General features: G+C 74.6%; 15 protein-coding genes. 10 read left to right on the top strand and 5 right to left on the bottom strand.

Features of this window, described 5'->3' with window-relative positions; genetic code table 11:
* The first annotated feature begins 65 nt into the window (after window positions 1-65).
* Complete coding sequence (gene recX / locus OG500_RS13765; protein ID WP_442907136.1) at window positions 66-797, top strand: recombination regulator RecX; 732 nt, start codon at window positions 66-68, stop codon at window positions 795-797.
* Between the two features lie 96 nt (window positions 798-893).
* On the opposite strand, the gene OG500_RS13760 is transcribed toward recX, so the two are convergent.
* Window positions 894-2,585 carry an FAD-dependent monooxygenase gene (locus OG500_RS13760; RefSeq protein WP_329580148.1) on the bottom strand — a complete coding sequence of 564 codons (1,692 nt, stop codon included), beginning with the start codon at window positions 2,583-2,585 and terminating at the stop codon, window positions 894-896.
* A 684-nt stretch (window positions 2,586-3,269) separates the two neighbouring features.
* On the opposite strand from OG500_RS13760, the gene OG500_RS13755 reads away from it, so the two are divergent.
* Both OG500_RS13755 and OG500_RS13750 read left to right on the top strand, forming a co-directional pair.
* Window positions 3,270-4,130 carry a response regulator transcription factor gene (locus OG500_RS13755; RefSeq protein WP_327067019.1) on the top strand — a complete coding sequence of 287 codons (861 nt, stop codon included), beginning with the start codon at window positions 3,270-3,272 and terminating at the stop codon, window positions 4,128-4,130.
* A 2-nt stretch (window positions 4,131-4,132) separates the two neighbouring features.
* A complete protein-coding gene (locus OG500_RS13750; RefSeq protein WP_327067018.1) occupies window positions 4,133-5,566 on the top strand; it encodes a sensor histidine kinase in 1,434 nt (477 codons plus the stop codon).
* A 36-nt stretch (window positions 5,567-5,602) separates the two neighbouring features.
* Here OG500_RS13750 and OG500_RS13745 read toward each other — a convergent pair whose 3' ends face one another.
* On the bottom strand, window positions 5,603-6,595 hold the full coding sequence (locus OG500_RS13745; RefSeq protein ID WP_327067017.1) for a TAXI family TRAP transporter solute-binding subunit: 993 nt from the start codon (window positions 6,593-6,595) through the stop codon (window positions 5,603-5,605).
* A 101-nt stretch (window positions 6,596-6,696) separates the two neighbouring features.
* On the opposite strand from OG500_RS13745, the gene miaB reads away from it, so the two are divergent.
* Together miaB and OG500_RS13735 are read left to right on the top strand one after the other, a co-directional pair.
* Window positions 6,697-8,226: a tRNA (N6-isopentenyl adenosine(37)-C2)-methylthiotransferase MiaB gene (miaB, locus tag OG500_RS13740; protein ID WP_327071552.1), complete on the top strand. Its 1,530-nt coding sequence runs from the start codon at window positions 6,697-6,699 to the stop codon at window positions 8,224-8,226.
* Window positions 8,227-8,274: 48 nt separating this feature from the next.
* On the top strand, window positions 8,275-8,973 hold the full coding sequence (locus OG500_RS13735) for a class III extradiol dioxygenase subunit B-like domain-containing protein (protein WP_329580144.1): 699 nt from the start codon (window positions 8,275-8,277) through the stop codon (window positions 8,971-8,973).
* A 120-nt stretch (window positions 8,974-9,093) separates the two neighbouring features.
* On the opposite strand, the gene OG500_RS13730 is transcribed toward OG500_RS13735, so the two are convergent.
* Window positions 9,094-9,834: an antitoxin gene (locus OG500_RS13730; protein ID WP_329580142.1), complete on the bottom strand. Its 741-nt coding sequence runs from the start codon at window positions 9,832-9,834 to the stop codon at window positions 9,094-9,096.
* A 170-nt stretch (window positions 9,835-10,004) separates the two neighbouring features.
* Between OG500_RS13730 and miaA the strand changes: the two genes are divergently transcribed.
* The 5 genes from miaA to hflX all read left to right on the top strand — a co-directional run bounded on the left by miaA (window position 10,005) and on the right by hflX (window position 16,989).
* The gene (gene miaA, locus OG500_RS13725; RefSeq protein WP_327067014.1) at window positions 10,005-10,940 is read left to right on the top strand and encodes a tRNA (adenosine(37)-N6)-dimethylallyltransferase MiaA; all 936 of its coding nucleotides are present in this window, start codon (window positions 10,005-10,007) and stop codon (window positions 10,938-10,940) included.
* A 251-nt stretch (window positions 10,941-11,191) separates the two neighbouring features.
* On the top strand, window positions 11,192-11,818 hold the full coding sequence (locus tag OG500_RS13720) for a hypothetical protein (RefSeq protein ID WP_329580139.1): 627 nt from the start codon (window positions 11,192-11,194) through the stop codon (window positions 11,816-11,818).
* A gap of 86 nt (window positions 11,819-11,904) precedes the next feature.
* Window positions 11,905-12,792, top strand: coding sequence for a diaminopimelate epimerase (dapF, locus tag OG500_RS13715; RefSeq protein WP_329580136.1), 888 nt, complete (start codon window positions 11,905-11,907; stop codon window positions 12,790-12,792).
* A 164-nt stretch (window positions 12,793-12,956) separates the two neighbouring features.
* Window positions 12,957-15,413 carry a RelA/SpoT family protein gene (locus tag OG500_RS13710; protein ID WP_329580133.1) on the top strand — a complete coding sequence of 819 codons (2,457 nt, stop codon included), beginning with the start codon at window positions 12,957-12,959 and terminating at the stop codon, window positions 15,411-15,413.
* Between the two features lie 55 nt (window positions 15,414-15,468).
* Entirely contained in the window at window positions 15,469-16,989 is a 1,521-nt protein-coding gene (hflX, locus tag OG500_RS13705) for a GTPase HflX (protein WP_327067010.1), read from the top strand.
* Window positions 16,990-17,052: 63 nt separating this feature from the next.
* Here hflX and OG500_RS13700 read toward each other — a convergent pair whose 3' ends face one another.
* Both OG500_RS13700 and OG500_RS13695 read right to left on the bottom strand, forming a co-directional pair.
* A complete protein-coding gene (locus tag OG500_RS13700) occupies window positions 17,053-18,162 on the bottom strand; it encodes a trypsin-like serine peptidase (protein WP_327067009.1) in 1,110 nt (369 codons plus the stop codon).
* Window positions 18,162-19,331, bottom strand: a complete 1,170-nt coding sequence (locus OG500_RS13695; RefSeq protein ID WP_329580127.1) for a trypsin-like serine peptidase — start codon at window positions 19,329-19,331, stop codon at window positions 18,162-18,164. The genes OG500_RS13700 and OG500_RS13695 overlap by 1 nt, the downstream gene beginning before the upstream one ends.
* Between the last annotated feature and the right edge of the window lie 16 nt (window positions 19,332-19,347).

Raw genomic sequence — 19,347 nt, 5'->3', positions numbered from 1 at the left:
GGGAGCGCCCCGACTGGGTGGTCAACGCCCGCGGACCGAGGCCCGCCGCCGAGGCCGAGCCGTCGGTGGCGAGACCCGTCGAGCCGTCCGACAAGCCGGTGCGCCCGCGGAGTTCGCGCCCGGTCGGCCGTCGGACCGAGCCTGAGGCCAGGCCCGGCCGGTCGGAGCAGCCGGACTGGGTGGCCGAGGCCGAGGCCGAGCTGGCCGCCGCCAGCACGCGGGGGCGCCGTCGGCGCTCCGGGCGCCCGGAGCGCGGGGCCGGGCCGACCGCCCCGCCGGCCGCGGAGGCCGATCCCGCCGCCCGGGCCCGCGACATCTGCCTGCGCCTGCTCACCGGTACCCCGAGGACCCGCGGGCAACTGGCCACCGCCCTGCGCAAGCGGGAGATCCCGGACGAGGTCGCCGAGGAGGTGCTCTCCCGTTTCGAGGAGGTCGGCCTGATCGACGACGCCGCCTTCGCCGCCGCCTGGGTCGAGTCCCGGCACCACGGGCGAGGACTGGCCCGCCGCGCGCTGGCCCGGGAACTGCGCACCCGTGGCGTCGCCGGCGCGCTGGTCGAGGAGGCGGTGGCCCAGCTCGACCCGGACGAGGAGGCGGCCACGGCCCGCGCCCTGGTGGAGCGCAAGCTGCGGGCGACCACGGGACTGGAGCGCCAGGCCCGCTTGCGGCGGCTGGTCGGCATGCTGGCCCGCCGCGGCTACTCCGAGGGCCTCGCCTTCCGGGTGGTGCGCGAGGTGCTGGACGCGGAGGGCGAGAGCACCGAGGAGCTGGAGGAGTGGTCGCTCGGGTCGGAGTGACCCGGCCCGGCCGACCGTCAGCTCATCGGGTGACGCCGCGTCGGCCCGGCCCGCGTGACGCCGAACCGGTGACGCGCGCCGACACCCGGGAGACCCTCAGACCGACTGCTCCGCGCCCGCCAACGGCGTGGGCCCGCCGCGCGCCCGGTCGGCCAGCGCCTGCAGGTCCTCGGCCTTGCAGCCCTGGGTGACCCCGACCAGGTGCCCGTCCGGCCGGATCAGCAGCACCGTGTGCGCGCCGGCCCCCGGGTACTCCTCGGTGACCAGGACCTCGGTCGGCACCGGCAGCGCGGTCGCCACCTCGGCCAGCCGGGGCATCAGCCCCGCGCCCATCCAGTGGTCGGCCGACCAGACCGCCGTGCCCGGTGCGACCAGCAGCAGCAGGAAGGTCGCGCCCAGCCGCGCGTACAGCTGGTCCGGCACGCCCTCGGTGGTGACCACCGGAAGGTTCGGCACCAGCACCCCGGGTGCCGTGGCCGGCAGCTGCTCGCTCAGCGCGGTGCCCCGCCCGCCCCCGCGCTGCACCGGCACCCCGGCCGCCCGCCCCGGCACGCCGGAGGGCACCGCCGGATAGGCCGGTGCACCGCCGAACCGCCCGGTGCCGAGCAGCCCGTCGGTGAGCAGCGGCGCGTGCTTGCGGAACGAACCGGTCAGCAGCGAGCGCCGGGTCTGCTGCCAGCCTCGCAGCGGACGCAGCAGCGGCATCGCCTGGTCCACCGCGCGCAGCCGGGCCCCGACCGCCCCGCGCCGCTCCGCCTCGTACCCGTCCAGCAGCGACCCGCCGGGCTGTGGTCCGCCGACGTGCAGGTGCCAGGCGACCGCGAGCCGCCAGGCCAGGTTGTCCACGTCGCGCAGGCCGTCGGCCAGGTTCTGCATGCCGAGCGCGCCGTGCAGGTGGGCCGCGTCGCCGGCCAGGAAGCAGCGCCCGCTGCGGAACCGGGCGGCCAGCCGTTGCTGGGCGGTGTGGTCGGCAGCCGCGAGCAGCTCGTAGCGCGGCAGTTGGCCGCACCAGCCGGTCAGGGTGGCCTTGACCCGGGTCAGCAGGGTGTCGCCGGTGACCAGCCCGGGCCAGGTGGCGTGCGGGTCCACCGGCTCGCTGGGCGCGGGGCGCCCGATCGGCAGGCGCCAGTCCAGGCGCCACAGGCCGTCCGGCAGCGGTCGGGCCGAGGCCTCGCGGTCGCCGCGCCAGGGCGGCTCGCGGTGCAGCCGGGCCTCGCCCGCGAACGGCAGGTCGACCCGGACGGTGGCGATGGCGTGCCGGTCCACCGCCGGGCGGCCGGGGAACCGGATGCCCAGCAGCTTGCGCACCGTCGAGCGGGCCCCGTCGCAGCCGACCAGGTGGCTGGCCCGCCACCAGGTGTCGGTGCCGTTCTGCGGGTGCCGGCCGCGCACGCTGACCCCGTCCTGGTCCTGGTCGATCTCCTCCACCCGGGAGTGCGGCACCAGCTGGATCAGACCGGTGGCGCTGGCCGCGTCGCGCAGCCCGCGCTGCAGCCGGTGCTGGGGCAGGTGGAGGACCGGATGGTCGGTCAGGTCCACCCCCAGGACCTCCTGGCGCCGCCGCCAGACGCTCAGCCGCTCCCAGCGCGCGGCGTCCGAGGTGGCACGCAGATAGCCGAGCCGTTCGAGGAAGGCGGTGCTCTCGGTGCCGAGCACGGCGCTGCGCGGTCCTTCGGGGCAGAGGCCGCTGCCCTGGTCGAGGACGATGCTCGGGACGTCGTGCCGGGCCAGCGCGAGCGCCATCGCCAGGCCCACGGGGCCGGCCCCGACCACGATCACCGGGTCCACGGACGGCCTCCGCGCCGGGGCTGTGGGCAGCGCGAGAGCGCTCCGGTGGCGGGGGGAGCGGCGCAGGTCCCGGGTGGTGTCACGAAGAGCAATGCAACAGAGTGCCTGGGAGTCCGTCAAGCAGCGGTCGGTGTGCGCCGGTTCGTGCCGCGGCGCCCGGAGGAGGCCCGGCCGGGCGGCTTTCGGCCATCGGGGGCCGACGGGCGGGAGCGGGAAATCCCTGGTGCGTCGGCCCTGCGGAACACATCCGGGCGGGCGGGGCGGCCGTCGGCCCGGTGATCCGGCCACTGGCGCCGAGGCCCGGCCGGTGGGTGGCACGGCGGGCGAAAACCATCTCATGGGTGACCACCAAGCCGGTCACCCCTTGGGGTGGACGCGGCATCGGGGGCTGTGGCCGGCGGAGCACGCAGCCCCCGATGAGCCGACCCTAGGGGTGAGCGTCGGCCGGCGTCAGGCGATCTGAGCGGAACTTGAGCATCACGAAAGGGCTACGTGCGTCCCGGGCTGCCCCCGAGGGGCTGGCCGCGGCGGTGCGCCGTGGGGGAGGATGGCCGCTCCGCCGGCACACCAGGGCTGCCGGCCGGTGCCTGCAGGGCGGGGAACCCGGAGCCGGGAGACCCGCGGAGCGGGGCCCCGGGGCGGGGCGCGTCGGAGCGGGAAACCAGAGATGGGAAAGGTGTGGGCATGCGGCTGCTGCTTGTCGAGGACGACGACCGGGTCGCGGCGGCGCTGGTCGCCGTCCTCAGCCGGCACGGCTTCCAGGTGCGGCACGCGCGAAGCGGGCACGAGGCGCTCGACGCGCTGGTGCCGGACGGCAGCGACCCGTACCGGGTGGTGCTGCTCGACCTCGGCCTGCCCGACCGCGACGGGTTCGAGGTGTGCAGCCGGATCAGGGCCGGCAGCGGGGTGCCGGTGATCATGGTGACCGCCCGGGCGGACATCCGCTCGCGGATCCACGGCCTCAACCTCGGGGCCGACGACTACATCACCAAGCCCTACGACATGGGCGAGCTGCTGGCCCGGATCCACGCGGTGGCCCGGCGCTTCCAGCCTGCCGCGACCACCCCCGCACCGGACGGCCCGGCGGCGCCCGCAGGGCCGGGCTCGCTGGAGTCCTGGGGGATCAGCATCGACCGTGAGCGCCGCCGGGTCAGCGTGGCGGGGCGGGAGGTGCCGCTCACCCGCAAGGAGTTCGACCTGCTGGCGCTGCTCGCGCAGAGCCCCGGAGTGGTCTACCGGCGCGAGCAGATCTTCAGCGAGGTGTGGCGCAGCGGCTGGGAGGGCAACGGGCGGACCCTGGAGGTGCACATCGGTTCGCTGCGCACCAAGCTCGCGCTGCCCGGCCTGGTCGAGGCGGTGCGCGGGGTCGGCTACCGGCTGATCCCGCAGTCGCCCGCCCCGGCGGAGGGCGCGGCGGTGCCTCCTCCCGCGGGGACCCGTCCCACCGGGACACGCCCCGCAGCGGCCCGCAGACCCGGGACGGCGGCCGGTGGTGCCGGTCCGGCCGCGCGCGGTGCGGGCGACCCGGCGGCGGGGACCTCCTAGGCATGCGCAACCGCCTGCTCGGCATCCTGCTGACCCTGATGGCCTGCGTGCTGGCGGCGCTGGGCGTCCCACTGGCCGCCGCGATGGCCGCCGCCGAGCAGAGCCGGACCGTGGTGGACCGGATGGACGACGTGGCGCGCTTCGCCCAGGAACTGCCGACCCAGGGACTGCCCTCGCGCGGTGCGGTCGGCTCCGACCCCGCCGTGCCGACCGCCCTGGACGCGATCCAGCTGCACCAGCTGCAGCTGGAGGTCAGCCGCTACCAGGAGCTCTACGGGATAAGCATCGCGCTGACCCTGGCCGACGGCCGTCAGCTCGCCGTCGCGCCCGCGGACTGGCACCTGCCGACCAGCGGATCGGGCGGCGAGGCCGTCCAGGAGGCCCGGGACGGCCGGCGCAGCCACAACCCGCCGCAGGTCTGGCCCTGGACCCCGAACAGCACGCTGACCATCGCCTCGCCGGTGGTGCGCGACGGCGACGTGGTGGCGCTGGTGGTCACCCAGTCGCCGACCGGCCCGCTGCGGGCCCGGATCCTGCACCGCTGGCTGGTGCTGGGCGGCGGCGAGGCGATCGCGATGATCGCCGCCACGCTGCTCGCGGTCCGGCTGACCGGGTGGGTGCTGCGGCCGGTACGCACCCTGGACCGGGTCACCCACGACATCGCCACCGGGCGGATGAACGCCCGGGTCGCCTCCGTCAGCGGTCCGCCCGAACTGCGACGACTGGTCGGCTCGTTCAACGACATGGCCGACCACGTGGTGCTCGCCCTGGACCAGCAGCGGGCCTTCGTCGCCGACGCCTCGCACCAGCTGCGCAACCCGCTGGCCGCTCTGCTGCTGCGGGTCGAGCTGCTGGGCCTGGAGCTGCCCGAGCAGCACGAGGCCGAACTGGGGCAGGTCCGCGAGGAGGGTGCCCGGCTGGCCCGGGTGCTGGACGACCTGCTGGGCCTGGCCACCGCCGAGGGCAGCCGGCCCCAGCCGGAGCCGGTGGACCTGACCGCGCTGGTGCTGGCCAGGACCGACGCCTGGCAGCCGCTGGCCGCCCAGCGCGGGGTCCTGCTGGCCTGCGGCACCCCGCCGCTGGCCAAGGCCTGGGCGGATCCGATCGGCTTCGGTAGCGCGCTGGACGCGGTGCTCGACAACGCGGTCAAGTTCAGTCCCTCGGACAGCACGGTGGCGGTCACGGTGCGGGTGGGCAAGCACCAGGTGGCGGTGACGGTGACGGACAGCGGCCCGGGCCTCACCGAGGAGGAGCTGGCCCGGGTCGGCGACCGGTTCTGGCGCAGCCCCCGGCACCAGAACGCGGACGGTTCGGGCCTGGGCCTGTCGATCGCCCGCACCCTGCTGCTGGCCGGCGGCGGTTCGCTGGACTTCGCGCGGGCCGAGCCGGGGGGCCTGGCCGTGACGCTGAGCGTGCCCCGCCAGCGCGGCGACTGACCGCGCGGTGGCGCGGCGGCCCGGCCGGGGCCCGCCCTACGGCTTGGCGGAGCGGTAGTAGCGCTCGGCGCCCTCGGAGAGCGGCAGCGGGTCGGTGTAGACGGCGGTGCGCAGGTCCACCAGCTGCGCCGAGTGGACCTGGATGCCGATCCAGTCGCGGCTGTCGATCACGGCCCGGGTGAGGCCCTCGACCAGGCTCGAGTTCACGTCGGCCCGGGTGATCAGCAGGTTCGGCACCGCCATGGTGAGCACCGCCTGGCTGTTCGGGTAGACCCCGGCCGGCAGCACGGCGGTCCGGTAGGCGTCGGTGTCGCCGTTCTCCTGGTGCAGCTTGTCGGTCAGGCTGCCCAGCGGCACGATCCGGATCGGGAACTTGGTGGCCAGGTCGGTCAGCGCGGCGGTGGGCAGGCCGCCGGACCAGAAGAAGGCGTCCAGCCGCCCGTCGGCCAGTTGCGCGGCCGCGTCGCTGACCCCGAGCGTGTAGGGCGTGATGCCGGTGTCCGGGTCGATCCCGGCCACGTCGAGCAGTTGGCGGGTCACCAGGGTCACCCCGGACTTGGGCTCGCCGATCCCGACCCGCTTGCCCTTGAGGTCGCCGACCTGCTGGATCGGGGAGCCGGCGGGCACCACCAGCTGCATGTAGTCGTCGTAGAGCCGGGCGATGGCCCGCAGCCCGGTCTTGCCGGGGCCGGTGTAGTCGGCCACCGCGTCGGCGGTGGCGATCGCGAAGGAGTCCTGGCCGGAGGCGACCCGTTCCAGGTTGTCCACCGACCCCTCGCTGCTGTCCAGGCGCAGCTCGACGCCGGGCATCGCGGTGTGCAGGTAGGACTGCAGCAGCTGTCCGTACCGGTCGTAGACGCCCTCCTGGACACCGGTGGCGAAGCCGCTGACGCCCCTGGGGTAGCCGGACGGGCCGCGGCTGCTCACCCACCAGCCGCCGACCGAGCCCACCACGAGCAGCAGCGCGGCCAGCACCGGCCACAGCCGGGGCCGCAGGGCCGCACGCAGGCGATCGGTGGTCGACGTCATGCGGGGGATCCTGCCAGGTGATGCTGATGATCGGGAGGGGGGCGGTCAGGACGGCTCCGCCCGGCGGTCGCCCGGCTGCCCTTACCCTTGCTGCTGTGGGTATGGGAGAGAGCTTGCGAACTTACAAGGTCGTCACGCACGGCTGTCAGATGAACGTCCACGACTCCGAGCGGCTGGCCGGGCTGCTGGAGGACGCCGGATACGTGAAGGCCGACCAGGGCGGGGACCCCGACCTGGTGGTCTTCAACACCTGCGCGGTGCGCGAGAACGCCGACAACAAGCTGTACGGCAACCTCGGCCAGCTCGCGCCGGCCAAGTCGGCCCGGAAGGACATGCAGATCGCCGTCGGCGGCTGCCTGGCGCAGAAGGACCGCGAGACCATCGTGCGCAAGGCGCCGTGGGTCGACGTGGTCTTCGGCACCCACAACATCGGGCACCTGCCCGCGCTGCTGGAGCGGGCCCGGGTCGAGCGCAAGGCCCAGGTGGAGATCCTGGAGTCGCTGGAGACCTTCCCCTCCACGCTGCCCACCCGGCGCGAGTCGGCCTACGCGGCCTGGGTGGCGATCTCGGTCGGCTGCAACAACACCTGCACCTTCTGCATCGTCCCGGCGCTGCGCGGCAAGGAGGAGGACCGCCGCCCCGGCGACGTGCTCGCCGAGGTCGAGGCGCTGGTCGGCGAGGGCGTCATCGAGGTGACCCTGCTCGGCCAGAACGTCAACGCCTACGGGTCCGACCTGGGCGACCGCGAGGCCTTCTCCAAGCTGCTGCGCGCCTGCGGCCAGATCGAGGGCCTGGAGCGGGTGCGCTTCACCTCCCCGCACCCGCGCGACTTCACCGACGACGTGATCGCCGCGATGGCCGAGACCCCCAACGTGATGCACCAGCTGCACATGCCGCTGCAGTCCGGTTCGGACACCGTGCTGCGGGCGATGAAGCGCTCCTACCGCCAGGAGCGGTTCCTCGGGATCATCGAGAAGGTGCGCGCGGCGATGCCGGACGCCGCCATCTCCACCGACATCATCGTGGGCTTCCCCGGGGAGACCGAGGAGGACTTCGAGCAGACCATGCACGTGGTCCGCGAGGCCCGGTTCACCAACGCCTTCACCTTCCAGTACTCCAAGCGGCCCGGCACCCCGGCCGCCGAGATGGCGGACCAGGTGCCGAAGGCCGTGGTGCAGGCGCGCTACGAGCGCTTGGTCGCCCTCCAGGAGGAGATCTCCTGGGAGGAGAACAAGAAGCAGGTCGGCCGCACCCTGGAGGTCCTGGTCGCCGAGGGCGAGGGCAAGAAGGACGACCGGACCGACCGGCTCTCCGGCCGCGCGCCGGACAACCGCCTGGTGCACTTCAACCCGAGCTTGCGAGGGGTGAACGACGAGCACAGCACCCGGCCCGCCGAGCCGGTGCGCCCGGGCGACGTGGTGACCGTCGAGATCACCTACGCCGCCCCGCACCACCTGCTGGCCGAGGGCCCGGCGCTCGGTGTGCGGCGCACCCGTGCGGGCGACGCCTGGGAGAAGCGCACCGCCGCGCCCGTGGCCAAGCCGGCCGGGGTGATGCTCGGGCTGCCGACCATCGGTGCCCCGGCCCTGCCGGCCGCCGCACCGACCGGTGGCTGCTGCCCCACCGACTGACGTCCGCTCGGCCCTGCCCGGGCATCCGGCCCGGGTAGGGTGATCGCCATGCTGGTTGCCGCCGCCGTCTGCCCCTGCCCGCCCCTGCTGGTGCCCGAGGTCGCCGCCGGCGCCGCCGCCGAACTCGACAGCCTGCGCGCGGCCTGCGCCGAGGCCGTCGAGGAGCTGCTGGCCGCCGGGCCCGAGCTGCTGGTGCTGGTCGGCGAGGGGCCGCAGGCCGAGGTGTGGACCGAGGGCGGCGCCGGGAGCTTCCAGCAGTACGGCGTGCCGATCGGTGCGCGGCTGCCCACCGGCGGCGTGAGCGGTCCGGAGCTGAGCCCGGCGCTCACCATCGGCGCCTGGCTGCTGACGCAGGCCGGCGCACAGCTGCCCACGCACGCCTGTGCCGTGCCGGCCGACGCGCCGGTGGAGCGGATGCTCGGGCTGGGCGAGGGGCTGGCCGGCCTCGCCGACCGGGTCGGGCTGCTGGTCCTCGGCGACGGCAGCGCCTGCCGCTCGCTGAAGGCGCCCGGCTACCTGGACGACCGGGCCGAGGCCTACGACGCGCAGGTCGCACGGGCACTGGGCGCGGCGGACACCGCGGCGCTGGCCGGGCTCGATCCGCGGCTGAGCGCCGAGCTGCTCGCGGCCGGCCGGGCGCCGTGGCAGGTGCTGGCCGGCGCCGGCCAGCAGGCCGGACTCGGCGGCCGGCTGCGCTACGACGAGGCGCCGTACGGGGTCGGGTACTTCGTGGCGTCCTGGAGCTGATGCCGGTCGGAGCTGACGGCGGTCGTAGCTGACCGCGGACAATGCGGAGCGGGGTCGGACGGAGGAATCCGTCCGACCCCGCTCCGGTGGCCAGGGCGTGTTCCGCCCGGGGCCGCCCGCTCAGGCCTGCGGGCCGCCGTTGCCCTCGGGGCTGGGGGCCGCGGTGCCGCCGGAGCCGTCGGCGGGGCCGGCGGGGTCGGCCGGCTGCGGGGAGCCCGGCTTCTCGGCGAAGCCGTCCACCGCGTCCTTGGTCTTCTCGGTGCCGGTGGCGATCTTGTCGCTGTACTTGCCCTTGGTGGCCTTGTCGAGCGCGTCGCCCGCCTTGTCGACGAACTCGTCGATCTTCTCGTTGTGCTGGCCCGCCAGGTGGCTCGCCTTCTCCTTGAGCTCCCCCGCCAGCTCCTCGGCCTTGCCCTTGAGGTTGTCCATCAGGCCCATGGCTTCGTCTCCTGTGTCAGGCCGCTCGGGTCGGCTCTGCGGTTGGGCGTCCCCGGCCGGCTCCACGCCCTGCGAGGCCGCCGCGAGCGCTGCCGCGAGCAGCTCGGCCACGTCCGGCGCGAGCACCGGAGGAGCCGGCACCCCCGCCGTCCCGGTCTCGTCGGACTCGGCCGTACCCACCTCGGCCGAGCCTGCGTTGACCACGGCCAGGGCCGAGGCCACCACGGACTCGACCGGGTCGGACTCGGCCTCCGGAGCGCTGCGAGCGGCCGGCACCCCGGGCGGCGACTCCTGCTCCGCACCCTCGGTCGGCTCCGGCGCCGACCGCTGCGGCGCGGTGAGCACCGCGACCGAACCGCCGTCCGCCGCCCCGCTCGGCGGCGCCTCGGCGGCACGACGACGGAACCAGCTGAAAACACCCATATCTTCTCCCAACCTACGCGGTCTGCGGCGGACCCGGGGGCCGGTTCTGCGGCGAGCCGGTGCAGGGTGCCGCCCATCCGGGGAACGAGCGGGCCGGTGGCCGGTCACGTCCCCCGTTCGGATGAGGGGTCGCCCCGGGTGGGACTTGACGGTTTGCGAGACTTGACCGTGTGAGCAGCTCTCTTCCCCGCATCCCGGTGGTCTCCGTGGTCGGCGCCACCGCGGCCGGCAAGTCCGATCTGGCCGTCGCGCTGGCCCGCGCGCTGGGCGGCGAGGTGATCAACACCGACTCGATGCAGCTGTACCGGGGCATGGACATCGGCACCGCCAAGCTCACCCACGCCGAGCGCGAGGGGATCCCGCACCACCTGCTGGACATCTGGGAGGTCACCGAGACCGCCAGCGTGGCCGAGTACCAGCGGCTGGCCAGGGCCGAGATCGACCGCCTGCTGGCCGCGGGGCGCCCGGCGGTGCTGGTCGGCGGCTCGGGCCTGTACGTGCGGGCGGCGATCGACGAGATGGAGTTCCCGGGGACCGAGCCGGTGGTGCGGGCCCGGCTGGAGGCCGAGCTGGAGGAGCACGGGCCGGCCGTGCTGCACGCCCGGCTGGCCGTGCTCGACCCGGCCGCCGCAGCCGCGATCCTGGCCAGCAACGGGCGGCGGATCGTGCGGGCGCTGGAGGTCATCGAGCTGACCGGGCGTCCGTTCACCGCGAACCTGCCGAGCAACCGGGCGGTCTACCCGGCGGTCCAGATCGGCGTGGCCGTCCCGCGTCCGGAGCTGGACGAGCGGATCACCCTGCGGGTGGACCGGATGTGGCAGGCCGGTCTGCTGGACGAGGTGCGGACGCTGGAGGAGCGCGGGTTGCGCGAGGGGCTGACGGCGGGTCGGGCCCTCGGTTACCAACAGGTGCTGGCGCACTTCTCCGGTGAGTGCACGGAAGAGGAAGCGCGGGCCGAGACGGTGCGCGCCACCAAGCGGTTCGCACGCCGTCAGGAGTCCTGGTTCCGCCGGGACGAGCGGATCCACTGGCTCTCCAGGCCCGCCGGGGCGGACCCGGCCGACCTGCTGGAACGCTCGCTGAAGCTGGTCGAAGAGTCGTTCTGACGACGGGTTCAGGCCGGGCGGGGCACCGGATTCGGCCATCCGCCGGTGCAGCTGCGCTCGCACGTGCAGGTGCAGGAGGAAGCCGGGATCACGGCCGGATCACGTCATGGCCACGGATCACCCGGTGACCCGCGTTACGCGCTGTGAGCGCGTTGGGACATGCCATTATCGAGACAAGAGGGGCCGGTCGCGCGGGCCGGTCCCATCCGTTCGCGAGTTCCGGCTCGTGTCGAACTGTCAGGGGAGGCCGCGTGTCCACGGGTCCCGGCCCCGAAACCGAACAGTTCCCGCACCATGCCCTGGGCATGCCCGGGGCGGCGCACGGCCTCGATGCACCGGAGGCCGGCCGCGGCACGACCACTGATCTGGCCGAGGAGGCATTCGCCCTGCCGCCCACCGACCTGTTGCCCCCCGCCGAGCTGCTGCCGCCGACCGAGCTGCTGCCGCCCACCGGTCTGCTGGGCGGCGACGCACTGCTCGGCGACGCGTCGATCGACGCGGACCCGGACGCCCCGCTCGGCCCGCTGGGCGACCCGGTGGTGCTGGAGCGTGAGATCAGACCGCGCCGTCGGCTGCGCTGGTGGCAGCTGCTGCCGATCGTGCTGATCGGTGTCGCCGGCTCGCTGATGTTCGCCTTCCCGCTGGCCTTCGGCTCGGGTGACGGCGGCGCGATGGTCGGCATGCTCGGTCTGCTGCTCACCTCCGCGTCGGTCGGCTGGGGCGGCATGGCGGCCCGCCGGGCGGGCTACGCCTGGCCGGGGCTGCCCCGGCGCGGCTCCGGGCGGCGCGCGGCCTGGCAGGCCATCGCCGTCTACACGCTGATCGCGTGCACCGCCTTCGGGCTCGCCGTCTGGCGGGTCGTCCAGCTGCGGTCCTGAGACCGCCTCCCCCCGGGAGACCGCCGCTCTCCGGGACCGGCCGACCGGGCCGACCCGGCAACGCCCCTGGTGAGTACCATCGCGGGGTGAGCGCATCCACCCCGCAGGGCCTGCCCTACCTCAAGGGCCACGGCACCGAGAACGACTTCGTGATCGTCCCCGACCCCGACGGCCGGCTGCGGCTGGGCCCGGCCGAGGTGGCCCGGCTCTGCGACCGCCGCGCGGGCATCGGCGGCGACGGCCTGCTGCGCGTGGTCCGCTCGGCCAGGGACGAGGCCGCGGCGGCGCTGGCCGACCAGGCCGAGTGGTTCATGGACTACCGCAACTCCGACGGCAGCATCGCCGAGATGTGCGGCAACGGCGTGCGGGTCTTCGCCCGGTACCTGGTGCACGCCGGGCTGGCCGCACCCGGACCGCTCGCGGTGGCCACCCGGGCCGGGGTGCGGCAGGTGGTGGTCGCCGAGGACGGCCCGGACGGCACGCCCGGCGAGGTCACCGTGGAGATGGGCCGGGCGCTGCTGCCCGGTCCGCAGGACATCGAGGTGGCGGTGGGGGAGCGGCGCTGGCCGGCCCGCAACGTCAACATGGGCAACCCGCACGCGGTGGCCTTCGTCGCCGACCTCGCCGAGGCCGGCAACCTGTACGACGCGCCGCAGGTCAGCCCCGCGGGGGTCTACCCGCAGGGCGTCAACGTCGAGTTCGTGGTCGACCGGGGCGAGCGCCACGTGGCGATGCGGGTGCACGAGCGCGGCTCGGGCGAGACCCGCTCCTGCGGCACCGGCGCCTGCGCGGTGGCGGTGGCCACGGCCCGCCGGGACGGGCTCGACCCGGCGGTCACCGGGGAGGCGGTCAGCTACACCGTGGACGTCCCCGGTGGTCGGCTGGTGATCACCGAGCGGCCGGACGGACGGGTCGAGATGACCGGGCCCGCCGTGCTGGTGGCCGCCGGTGTGACGGAGCCCGGCTGGCTCTGAGGCCGCCGGGGCGGCCCGCTTTCCCCGTTCCGCGCGGGCGCGAATCCGCCCGTTCGAGTGATCCCGCTAACAGAGCGGAAGCAGGGCCTCGCGGAACGTGTTGTGCTCGGTAGCATGGACCACCGGGGCAGCGAGCGCTCCGGTGCTCGCTGCCGGAGGTTGCCATGACCGTTGAGACCGGCCGGCCCACCAGCCCGGCCCCGTCCGCAGAGTCGCAGTCACCCCAATCCCAGTCCCAGCCCCGACCGGAAGCCGGATCCGAATCCCGGCCCCGGGCGCCCGAGCCCGCGCCCGTCGAGGCGGTGGAGCCGCCGCCGCAGGGCCTTCGGCTGCTCGGCCGGGCCGCCCTCGGCCGTGCCGGCCGGGCCGCGCTGCTGGCCACCGGCCGCCCCCCGGTACCGGACGCCATCGAGCCGATCGTCCAGGCGCACCGCCGCCACCACCCGCAGGCCGACCTCGCGCTGCTCAGCCGCGCCTACCGGACGGCCGAGGCCAGCCACCGCGGTCAGAAGCGCAAGAGCGGCGAGCCGTTCATCACCCACCCGCTGGCCGTGACGATGATCCTGGCCCAACTCGGCGCCGAGACCACCACCCTGGTCGCCTCTCTGCTGCACGACACCGTCGAGGACACCGAGGTGACGCTCGATCAGGTCGCGGAGGCCTTCGGCCCCGAGGTCGCCTACCTGGTGGACGGGGTGACCAAGTTGGAGAAGGTGGACTTCGGTGCGGCGGCAGAGGCGGAAACGTTCCGCAAGATGCTCGTCGCCACCGGGGACGACGTGCGGGTCATGGTGATCAAGCTGGCCGACCGGCTGCACAACATGCGGACGATCCGTCACATGAAGCCCGCCAGCCAGGTGCGGATCGCCAAGGTCACCAGGGACGTGCTGATCCCGCTGGCCGAGCGGCTGGGCATCCAGGTGGTCAAGACGGAGCTCGAGGACATCGTCTTCGCCACCCTGCACCCCGAGGAGTACGCCGGGACCAGGGCCCAGATCGCCGCCCAGGAAACCGCGCAGGACGCGCTGCTCACCCCGTTCGCCGTCGCACTGCGCCGGCAGCTGGCCGAGTCCGGGGTGGTGGCGGAGGTCACCGTGCGGCCCCGGCACTGCGTCTCGGTGCACCGGGCGCTGCTGCGCGGCGGCCGGCCCGAGGCCGACCGCCCCGGGCCGGCTGACCTGGCCCGGCTGCTGGTGGTGGTCGAGGAGCAGGCCGACTGCTACGCCGTCCTCGGTGAACTGCACACCTGCTGGACCCCGCTGCCCGGTGAGTTCAAGGACTTCGTGGCCGCCCCCAAGTTCAACCTCTACCAGTCGCTGCACACCGCGGTCTCGGTGGACGGCGAGGTGGTCGAGGTGCTGGTCCGCACACCCCGGATGCACCAGGTCGCCGAGTTCGGGGTGGTCGCGCTCGGCAGCCCGCACGCGGGCGGGGCGCAGCAGCCGGGCGCCGAGCAGGCGGGCCGGGACGAGCTGGACGGCACCGACCCGGCCCGGCCCGGCTGGCTGCGCCGACTGCTGGAGTGGCAGCAGGAGACCCCGGACCCGGACGCCTTCTGGTCCACGCTGACCGCGGACCTCTCCGACGACCGGGAGATCACCGCCGTCACCGAGGAGGGCGCCACCCTGGTGCTGCCGGCCGGTGCCAGCTGTGTGGACGCGGCCTACCAGCTGGGCGAGGAGACCGGCCACCGCTGCATCGGCGCCCGGGTGAACGGGCGCCTGGTGGCGCTGGCCACCCTGCTGCTGGACGGGGACGTGCTGGGGGTGCTGACCGAGCCGGGTGGTGGGCCCGGGGCGCCGGAGCCCTCCGGGCCCAGCCCGCAGTGGCTGGAGTTCGCGCACACGCCGGTGGCCCGGCTGGCCATCGAGCGTTGGCTGGCCGGCCATCCGGCCGCCGCGGCGCCCGAGGCCCCGGCCGAGGCCGCCCACGGGGCCGGGCCGGGCGGCGCACCCGCGGCGTACGCCGCGGCCGAGCGGCTGCCCTCCGGCCGGCCGCACCTCGGGCACGGCCGGCTGGTGATCGCGCCGGGCCATCCCGGTGCGGCCGTGCGGCTGGCCCGCTGTTGCACGCCGGTGCCGCCGGACCGGGTGACCGGCTTCCAGATCCGTGGCGGTTCGATCGCCGTGCACCGCAGCGACTGCCCCACCGGTGAGCGGATGCGCGGTGCCGGGCGCGGTCCGGTGCAGCTGGACTGGGCGCCCGGAGCCGCGGTCGGGCCGGCCGGCGGCCCGGCGGCGCCGTTCCGGGTCACCCTGCAGGCCGAGGCGCTGAACCGCCCCGGCCTGCTGGCCGACCTCACGGCGGCGATGTCGGCCACCGGCCTGGACATCGTCTCGGCCGTGGTCGAACCGCCCCAGCAGCTGCGGGTCCGCCACACCTACACGGTGGAGTTGCCGGGAGCCGCGACGCTGCCGGTGGTGATGCGGGCGATGCTGCGGGTCTCCGGGGTCTACGATGTCCGCCGGCCCGGTCTGGAGGCCCCGCGCCCGCCCAGGCTGCGTCCGCTCGTCCGGTCCGCCGGAAATGCTGGTGACCCGGCCCCCGCGCCCGTGCGACCATCGAAGGGAATTCGGGACCGCTCCGCCGCGTTACGCGCTGTGGAGGGACAGCCCGAATAGTCCCGCCTCCTGTCAGTCCCGCCCCCCTGTGCCTCGTCGAGATATTAAGGACACGATGACCTCCACGTTCGAAGACCGCGACAATTCCAGCGCGACCCCTGGCCGCGGTGCCCGGCGTCCCGCTGACCTCCGGGCCGAAGCCCTGATGGACGAGGACCTCGCGGCCATCGACGAGGACCTCGGCCAGTACAACTACGACGGCGACCAGTACGACCGCAGCGAGCGTGCCGCGCTCCGCCGCGTGGCCGGACTCTCCACCGAGCTCGAGGACGTCACCGAGGTCGAGTACCGCCAGCTGCGCCTGGAGCGCGTGGTGCTGGTGGGCGTCTGGACCGACGGCACCGCCGAGGAGGCCGAGAACTCGCTCGCCGAGCTCGCCGCCCTGGCCGAGACCGCCGGCTCCCAGGTGCTCGACGGGGTGATCCAGCGCCGCGACAAGCCCGACGCCGCCACCTACATCGGGTCCGGCAAGGCCAAGGAGCTGCGCGACATCGTCGCCGCCACCGGCGCCGACACCGTGGTCTGCGACGGTGAGCTGACCCCTGGGCAGCTGATCCACCTCGAGGACGTGGTGAAGGTCAAGGTGGTCGACCGGACCGCGCTGATCCTCGACATCTTCGCCCAGCACGCCAAGTCCCGGGAGGGCAAGGCCCAGGTCTCGCTCGCGCAGATGCAGTACATGCTGCCGCGCCTGCGCGGTTGGGGTCAGTCGCTGTCCCGGCAGATGGGTGGTGGCGGCGCCGGCTCGTCCGGCGGCGGCATGGCGACGCGTGGTCCCGGTGAGACCAAGATCGAGACCGACCGGCGCCGGATCCGCGAGAAGATGGCGAAGCTCCGCCGGGAGATCGCCGACATGAAGAAGGGCCGGGACACCAAGCGCCAGGAGCGCAAGCGCCACCAGGTACCGTCGGTGGCCATCGCGGGCTACACCAACGCCGGCAAGTCCTCGCTGCTCAACCGGCTCACCGGCGCCGGTGTCCTGGTGGAGAACGCGCTGTTCGCCACCCTGGACCCGACCGTGCGCCGGGCCCAGACCCCGAGCGGCCGGCTCTACACGCTGGCCGACACCGTCGGATTCGTCCGGCACCTGCCGCACCACCTGGTCGAGGCCTTCCGCTCGACCATGGAGGAGGTCGCCGACGCCGACCTGATCCTGCACGTGGTGGACGGTTCGCACCCCGAGCCGGAGACCCAGCTGGCGGCGGTCCGCGAGGTGATCGTCTCGGTCGACGCGCAGAACGTGCCGGAGCTGGTGGTGATCAACAAGGCCGACGCCGCCGACCCGCACGTGCTGCAGCGCCTGCTGCGCCGCGAGCCGCACGCCATCGTGGTGTCGGCCCGTACCGGCGCGGGGATCGAGGAGCTGCTCGCGCTGATCGACCAGGAGCTGCCGCGCCCGTCGGTCGAGGTCCAGGCGCTGGTCCCGTACACCCGGGGCGACCTGGTCTCGCGGGTGCACGCCGAGGGCGAGCTGCTGGAGACCGAGCACACCGGTGAGGGCACGCTGCTGCGCGCCATGGTGGCGGCCGAGCTGGCCGCCGAGCTGGAGCGCTACGCGGTGGCCGTCCAGCACTGAGCGCACCCGTGACACGCGAAGGGCCCCGGATCTCCGGGGCCCTTCGCGCTGCCGCGACCCGTCTCAGCCGAGCTGGGTCATGGTGGTGAACATCTGCCGCGCCTCGTCGTCCAGCTCCGGACCGGCCACCCAGGCCGCCGGGCTGGGCCCGATCGAGGTGTTGCTCACCAGCGCCGGCCGGCCGTCGGGGCCGGTCGCCAGCCAGCCGCCGCCGCTGGCCCCGCCGGTCATGGTGCAGCCGATGGTCAGCATGGTGGGCCGGGACGGATCGTAGGAGAGCCGGCTCGGGCGGCCACCGGCGCAGGAGTCCAGCTCCTGGCCGTCGAACGGCTTGGTGGCCGGGAACCCGTAGGCGGTCACCGCGGCCAGTTGCGCGCGCGGGGCGTCGAACCAGATCGGCACCGAGCCGCCGACCTCCTCCTCCAGGGACTTCCCGGGCAGGTCCGGGTCGGTCACCCGGATGATCCCCGAGTCGTACTGGTTGACCGAGCCGCCCGAGTCCCCGCCCTCCGCCATCCACTGCGGCGAGACCATGGCGTAGTTCGCCCACCAGCGGCCGTACGGCGCGACCTCGGCCAAGGTGGCCTGCCGGCCGTCGCTGGCCGCGCCCGAGCTGTTGTAGTCCGGGACGAAGGCGATGTTCTTCAGCCAGTCGGCGCCCTTGCCGCCGTGCAGGCAGTGCCCGGCGGTCCACACCAGGTTGCTCTTGCCCGGGTGCTGCGGGTCGCTCACCACCGTGCCGGAGCAGACGTAGGTGCCCTGCGGGCTCTTGGCGAAGAGCTTGCCGAAGACCGCGAGCGGGGCCGGGTAGGGGTGCTGCTCGGCCTGTGCCTGCACGGGCGCGGGCAGCGGGTCGTTCTGGGTGTCCTGGGCGCTCGCCGTGCCGGTGGGGGCCGAGGCCGCAGGCTGCGGGGAGGGGAGCGGCGGCGGGGTCGGGGCGGCCCGGTCGGCCGGGGTGGCCTCCTTCATGGCGGCCGGCGACCAGAGGTCCTTGGCGATCTCGTTCTTCAACAGGTGCTGGTGGGCCCAGCGGGACCAGTCGGCGGCGCTCCAGCTGCGCAGGTTGCGCAGGTCAGCGCGGTGCTCGGGGCCGCTGCCGCAGCCGGCGACCAGGGTCAGGGCGACGGCCAGCGCCGCGCCGAGCGGGGCCCGGGCCATCGGGTGCCCGCCCATCAGTTCTTCTTGCTGATGTAGTCCAGCGCGCTCTTCGCCACGTCGTCCAGGTAGGGACCGGCCAGCCAGCCGCTCTCCTCCGGGCCGATCGAGGTGTTGCTGACCAGCGCGGGCTTGCCGTCCTTGACCGCGAACCAGCCGCCGCCGCTGGAGCCGGCCGTCATGGTGCAGCCGATCACCTCCATCGCCGGGCGGGAGGCGTCGAAGGAGAGCCGGGAGGGCTGGCCGCCGTTGCAGCGCTCCATCTCCATGCCGTCGAAGGGCGCGGCCGAGGGGTAGCCGACCGCGGTGATCTTCAGCTGGTCGCGCGGGGCGTTGAACCAGACCGGCACCGAGCCGCCGACCGTCTCCTCCAGCGACTTGCCGTTGCCGTCCGGGTTGGCCACCTTCATGATGGCGAAGTCGTACTGGCTGGCCGCGCTGCCGGTCTCGCCGCCCTCGGCCGTCCACTGCGGCGAGGTGATCGCGGCGCTGACGTCCCAGACGCCGAACGGCGCGAACTGGCTCTTGTCGGTGGGCTGTCGGCCGTGGCTGACCTCGCCGGAGCTGTTGAAGGCCGGTACGAAGGCGATGTTGCTGTACTGCTGGCCGGTCTTGCCGCTGGTCAGGCAGTGCCCGGCGGTCCAGATCAGGTTGCTCTTGCCCGGGTGCTGCGGGTCGGAGATGACGGTGGCCGAGCAGACGGCGTGCTTGTCGGGGCCGATGTCGAAGAAGACCTTGCCGTCCACCGGGTTCTGGCTGTACGGGTGGGCTATCGCCTGGGCCTGGATCGCGCTGGGCAGCGGGTCGTTGCCGCCGTCGGTGGGCTGCTGCGGCGGGGCGACGGGGTCGGCGGGCTTGGCCTGGAGCATCTTCTGCAGGTCCCAGAAGCCCTTGACCGCCTGGGTGAGCACATGCTGCTGCTTGGCCCAGGTGTCCCAGTCGTGGGCGTTCCACTTCTTCAGGTCGGACAGGCTGGGCAGGCTGCCCAGCAGGCCGCTCGGGCTCGCGCTCGCGACGCTGGCCGTGGCCGGGGCCGGGGCGGGCGCGCTCGGGGCCGCCTTCGGTGAACTGCCGCTCGATCCGCAGGCGGTGGCGGCGAAGAGGGTCAGCGCGGCGGCTGCCGCGGTGGTCGTGGCGCGCCGGAGCCGCGGTCCGGTGCCGGGACGGTGGCGCTCTGTCAGTGACATCTGTTCGGTTCCCCCA

The organism is Kitasatospora sp. NBC_01250 (genome assembly GCF_036226465.1).
GTDB lineage: Bacteria > Actinomycetota > Actinomycetes > Streptomycetales > Streptomycetaceae > Kitasatospora.
The sequence above is the reverse complement of the archived record's forward strand: the minus strand, read 5'-3'. Positions and strand labels throughout refer to the sequence as shown.

Excerpts from the sequence above, each read along its gene's own strand:
- OG500_RS13755 (WP_327067019.1), top strand. The coding sequence starts at position 3,270 with ATGCGGCTGCTGCTTGTCGAGGACGACGACCGGGTCGCGGCGGCGCTG.
- hflX (WP_327067010.1), top strand. The coding sequence starts at position 15,469 with ATGACCTCCACGTTCGAAGACCGCGACAATTCCAGCGCGACCCCTGGC.
- OG500_RS13700 (WP_327067009.1), bottom strand. The coding sequence starts at position 18,162 with ATGGGCGGGCACCCGATGGCCCGGGCCCCGCTCGGCGCGGCGCTGGCC.
- OG500_RS13730 (WP_329580142.1), bottom strand. The coding sequence starts at position 9,834 with ATGGGTGTTTTCAGCTGGTTCCGTCGTCGTGCCGCCGAGGCGCCGCCG.
- OG500_RS13695 (WP_329580127.1), bottom strand. The coding sequence starts at position 19,331 with ATGTCACTGACAGAGCGCCACCGTCCCGGCACCGGACCGCGGCTCCGG.
- miaB (WP_327071552.1), top strand. The coding sequence starts at position 6,697 with ATGGGAGAGAGCTTGCGAACTTACAAGGTCGTCACGCACGGCTGTCAG.
- OG500_RS13745 (WP_327067017.1), bottom strand. The coding sequence starts at position 6,595 with ATGACGTCGACCACCGATCGCCTGCGTGCGGCCCTGCGGCCCCGGCTG.
- OG500_RS13750 (WP_327067018.1), top strand. The coding sequence starts at position 4,133 with ATGCGCAACCGCCTGCTCGGCATCCTGCTGACCCTGATGGCCTGCGTG.
- OG500_RS13735 (WP_329580144.1), top strand. The coding sequence starts at position 8,275 with ATGCTGGTTGCCGCCGCCGTCTGCCCCTGCCCGCCCCTGCTGGTGCCC.
- OG500_RS13710 (WP_329580133.1), top strand. The coding sequence starts at position 12,957 with ATGACCGTTGAGACCGGCCGGCCCACCAGCCCGGCCCCGTCCGCAGAG.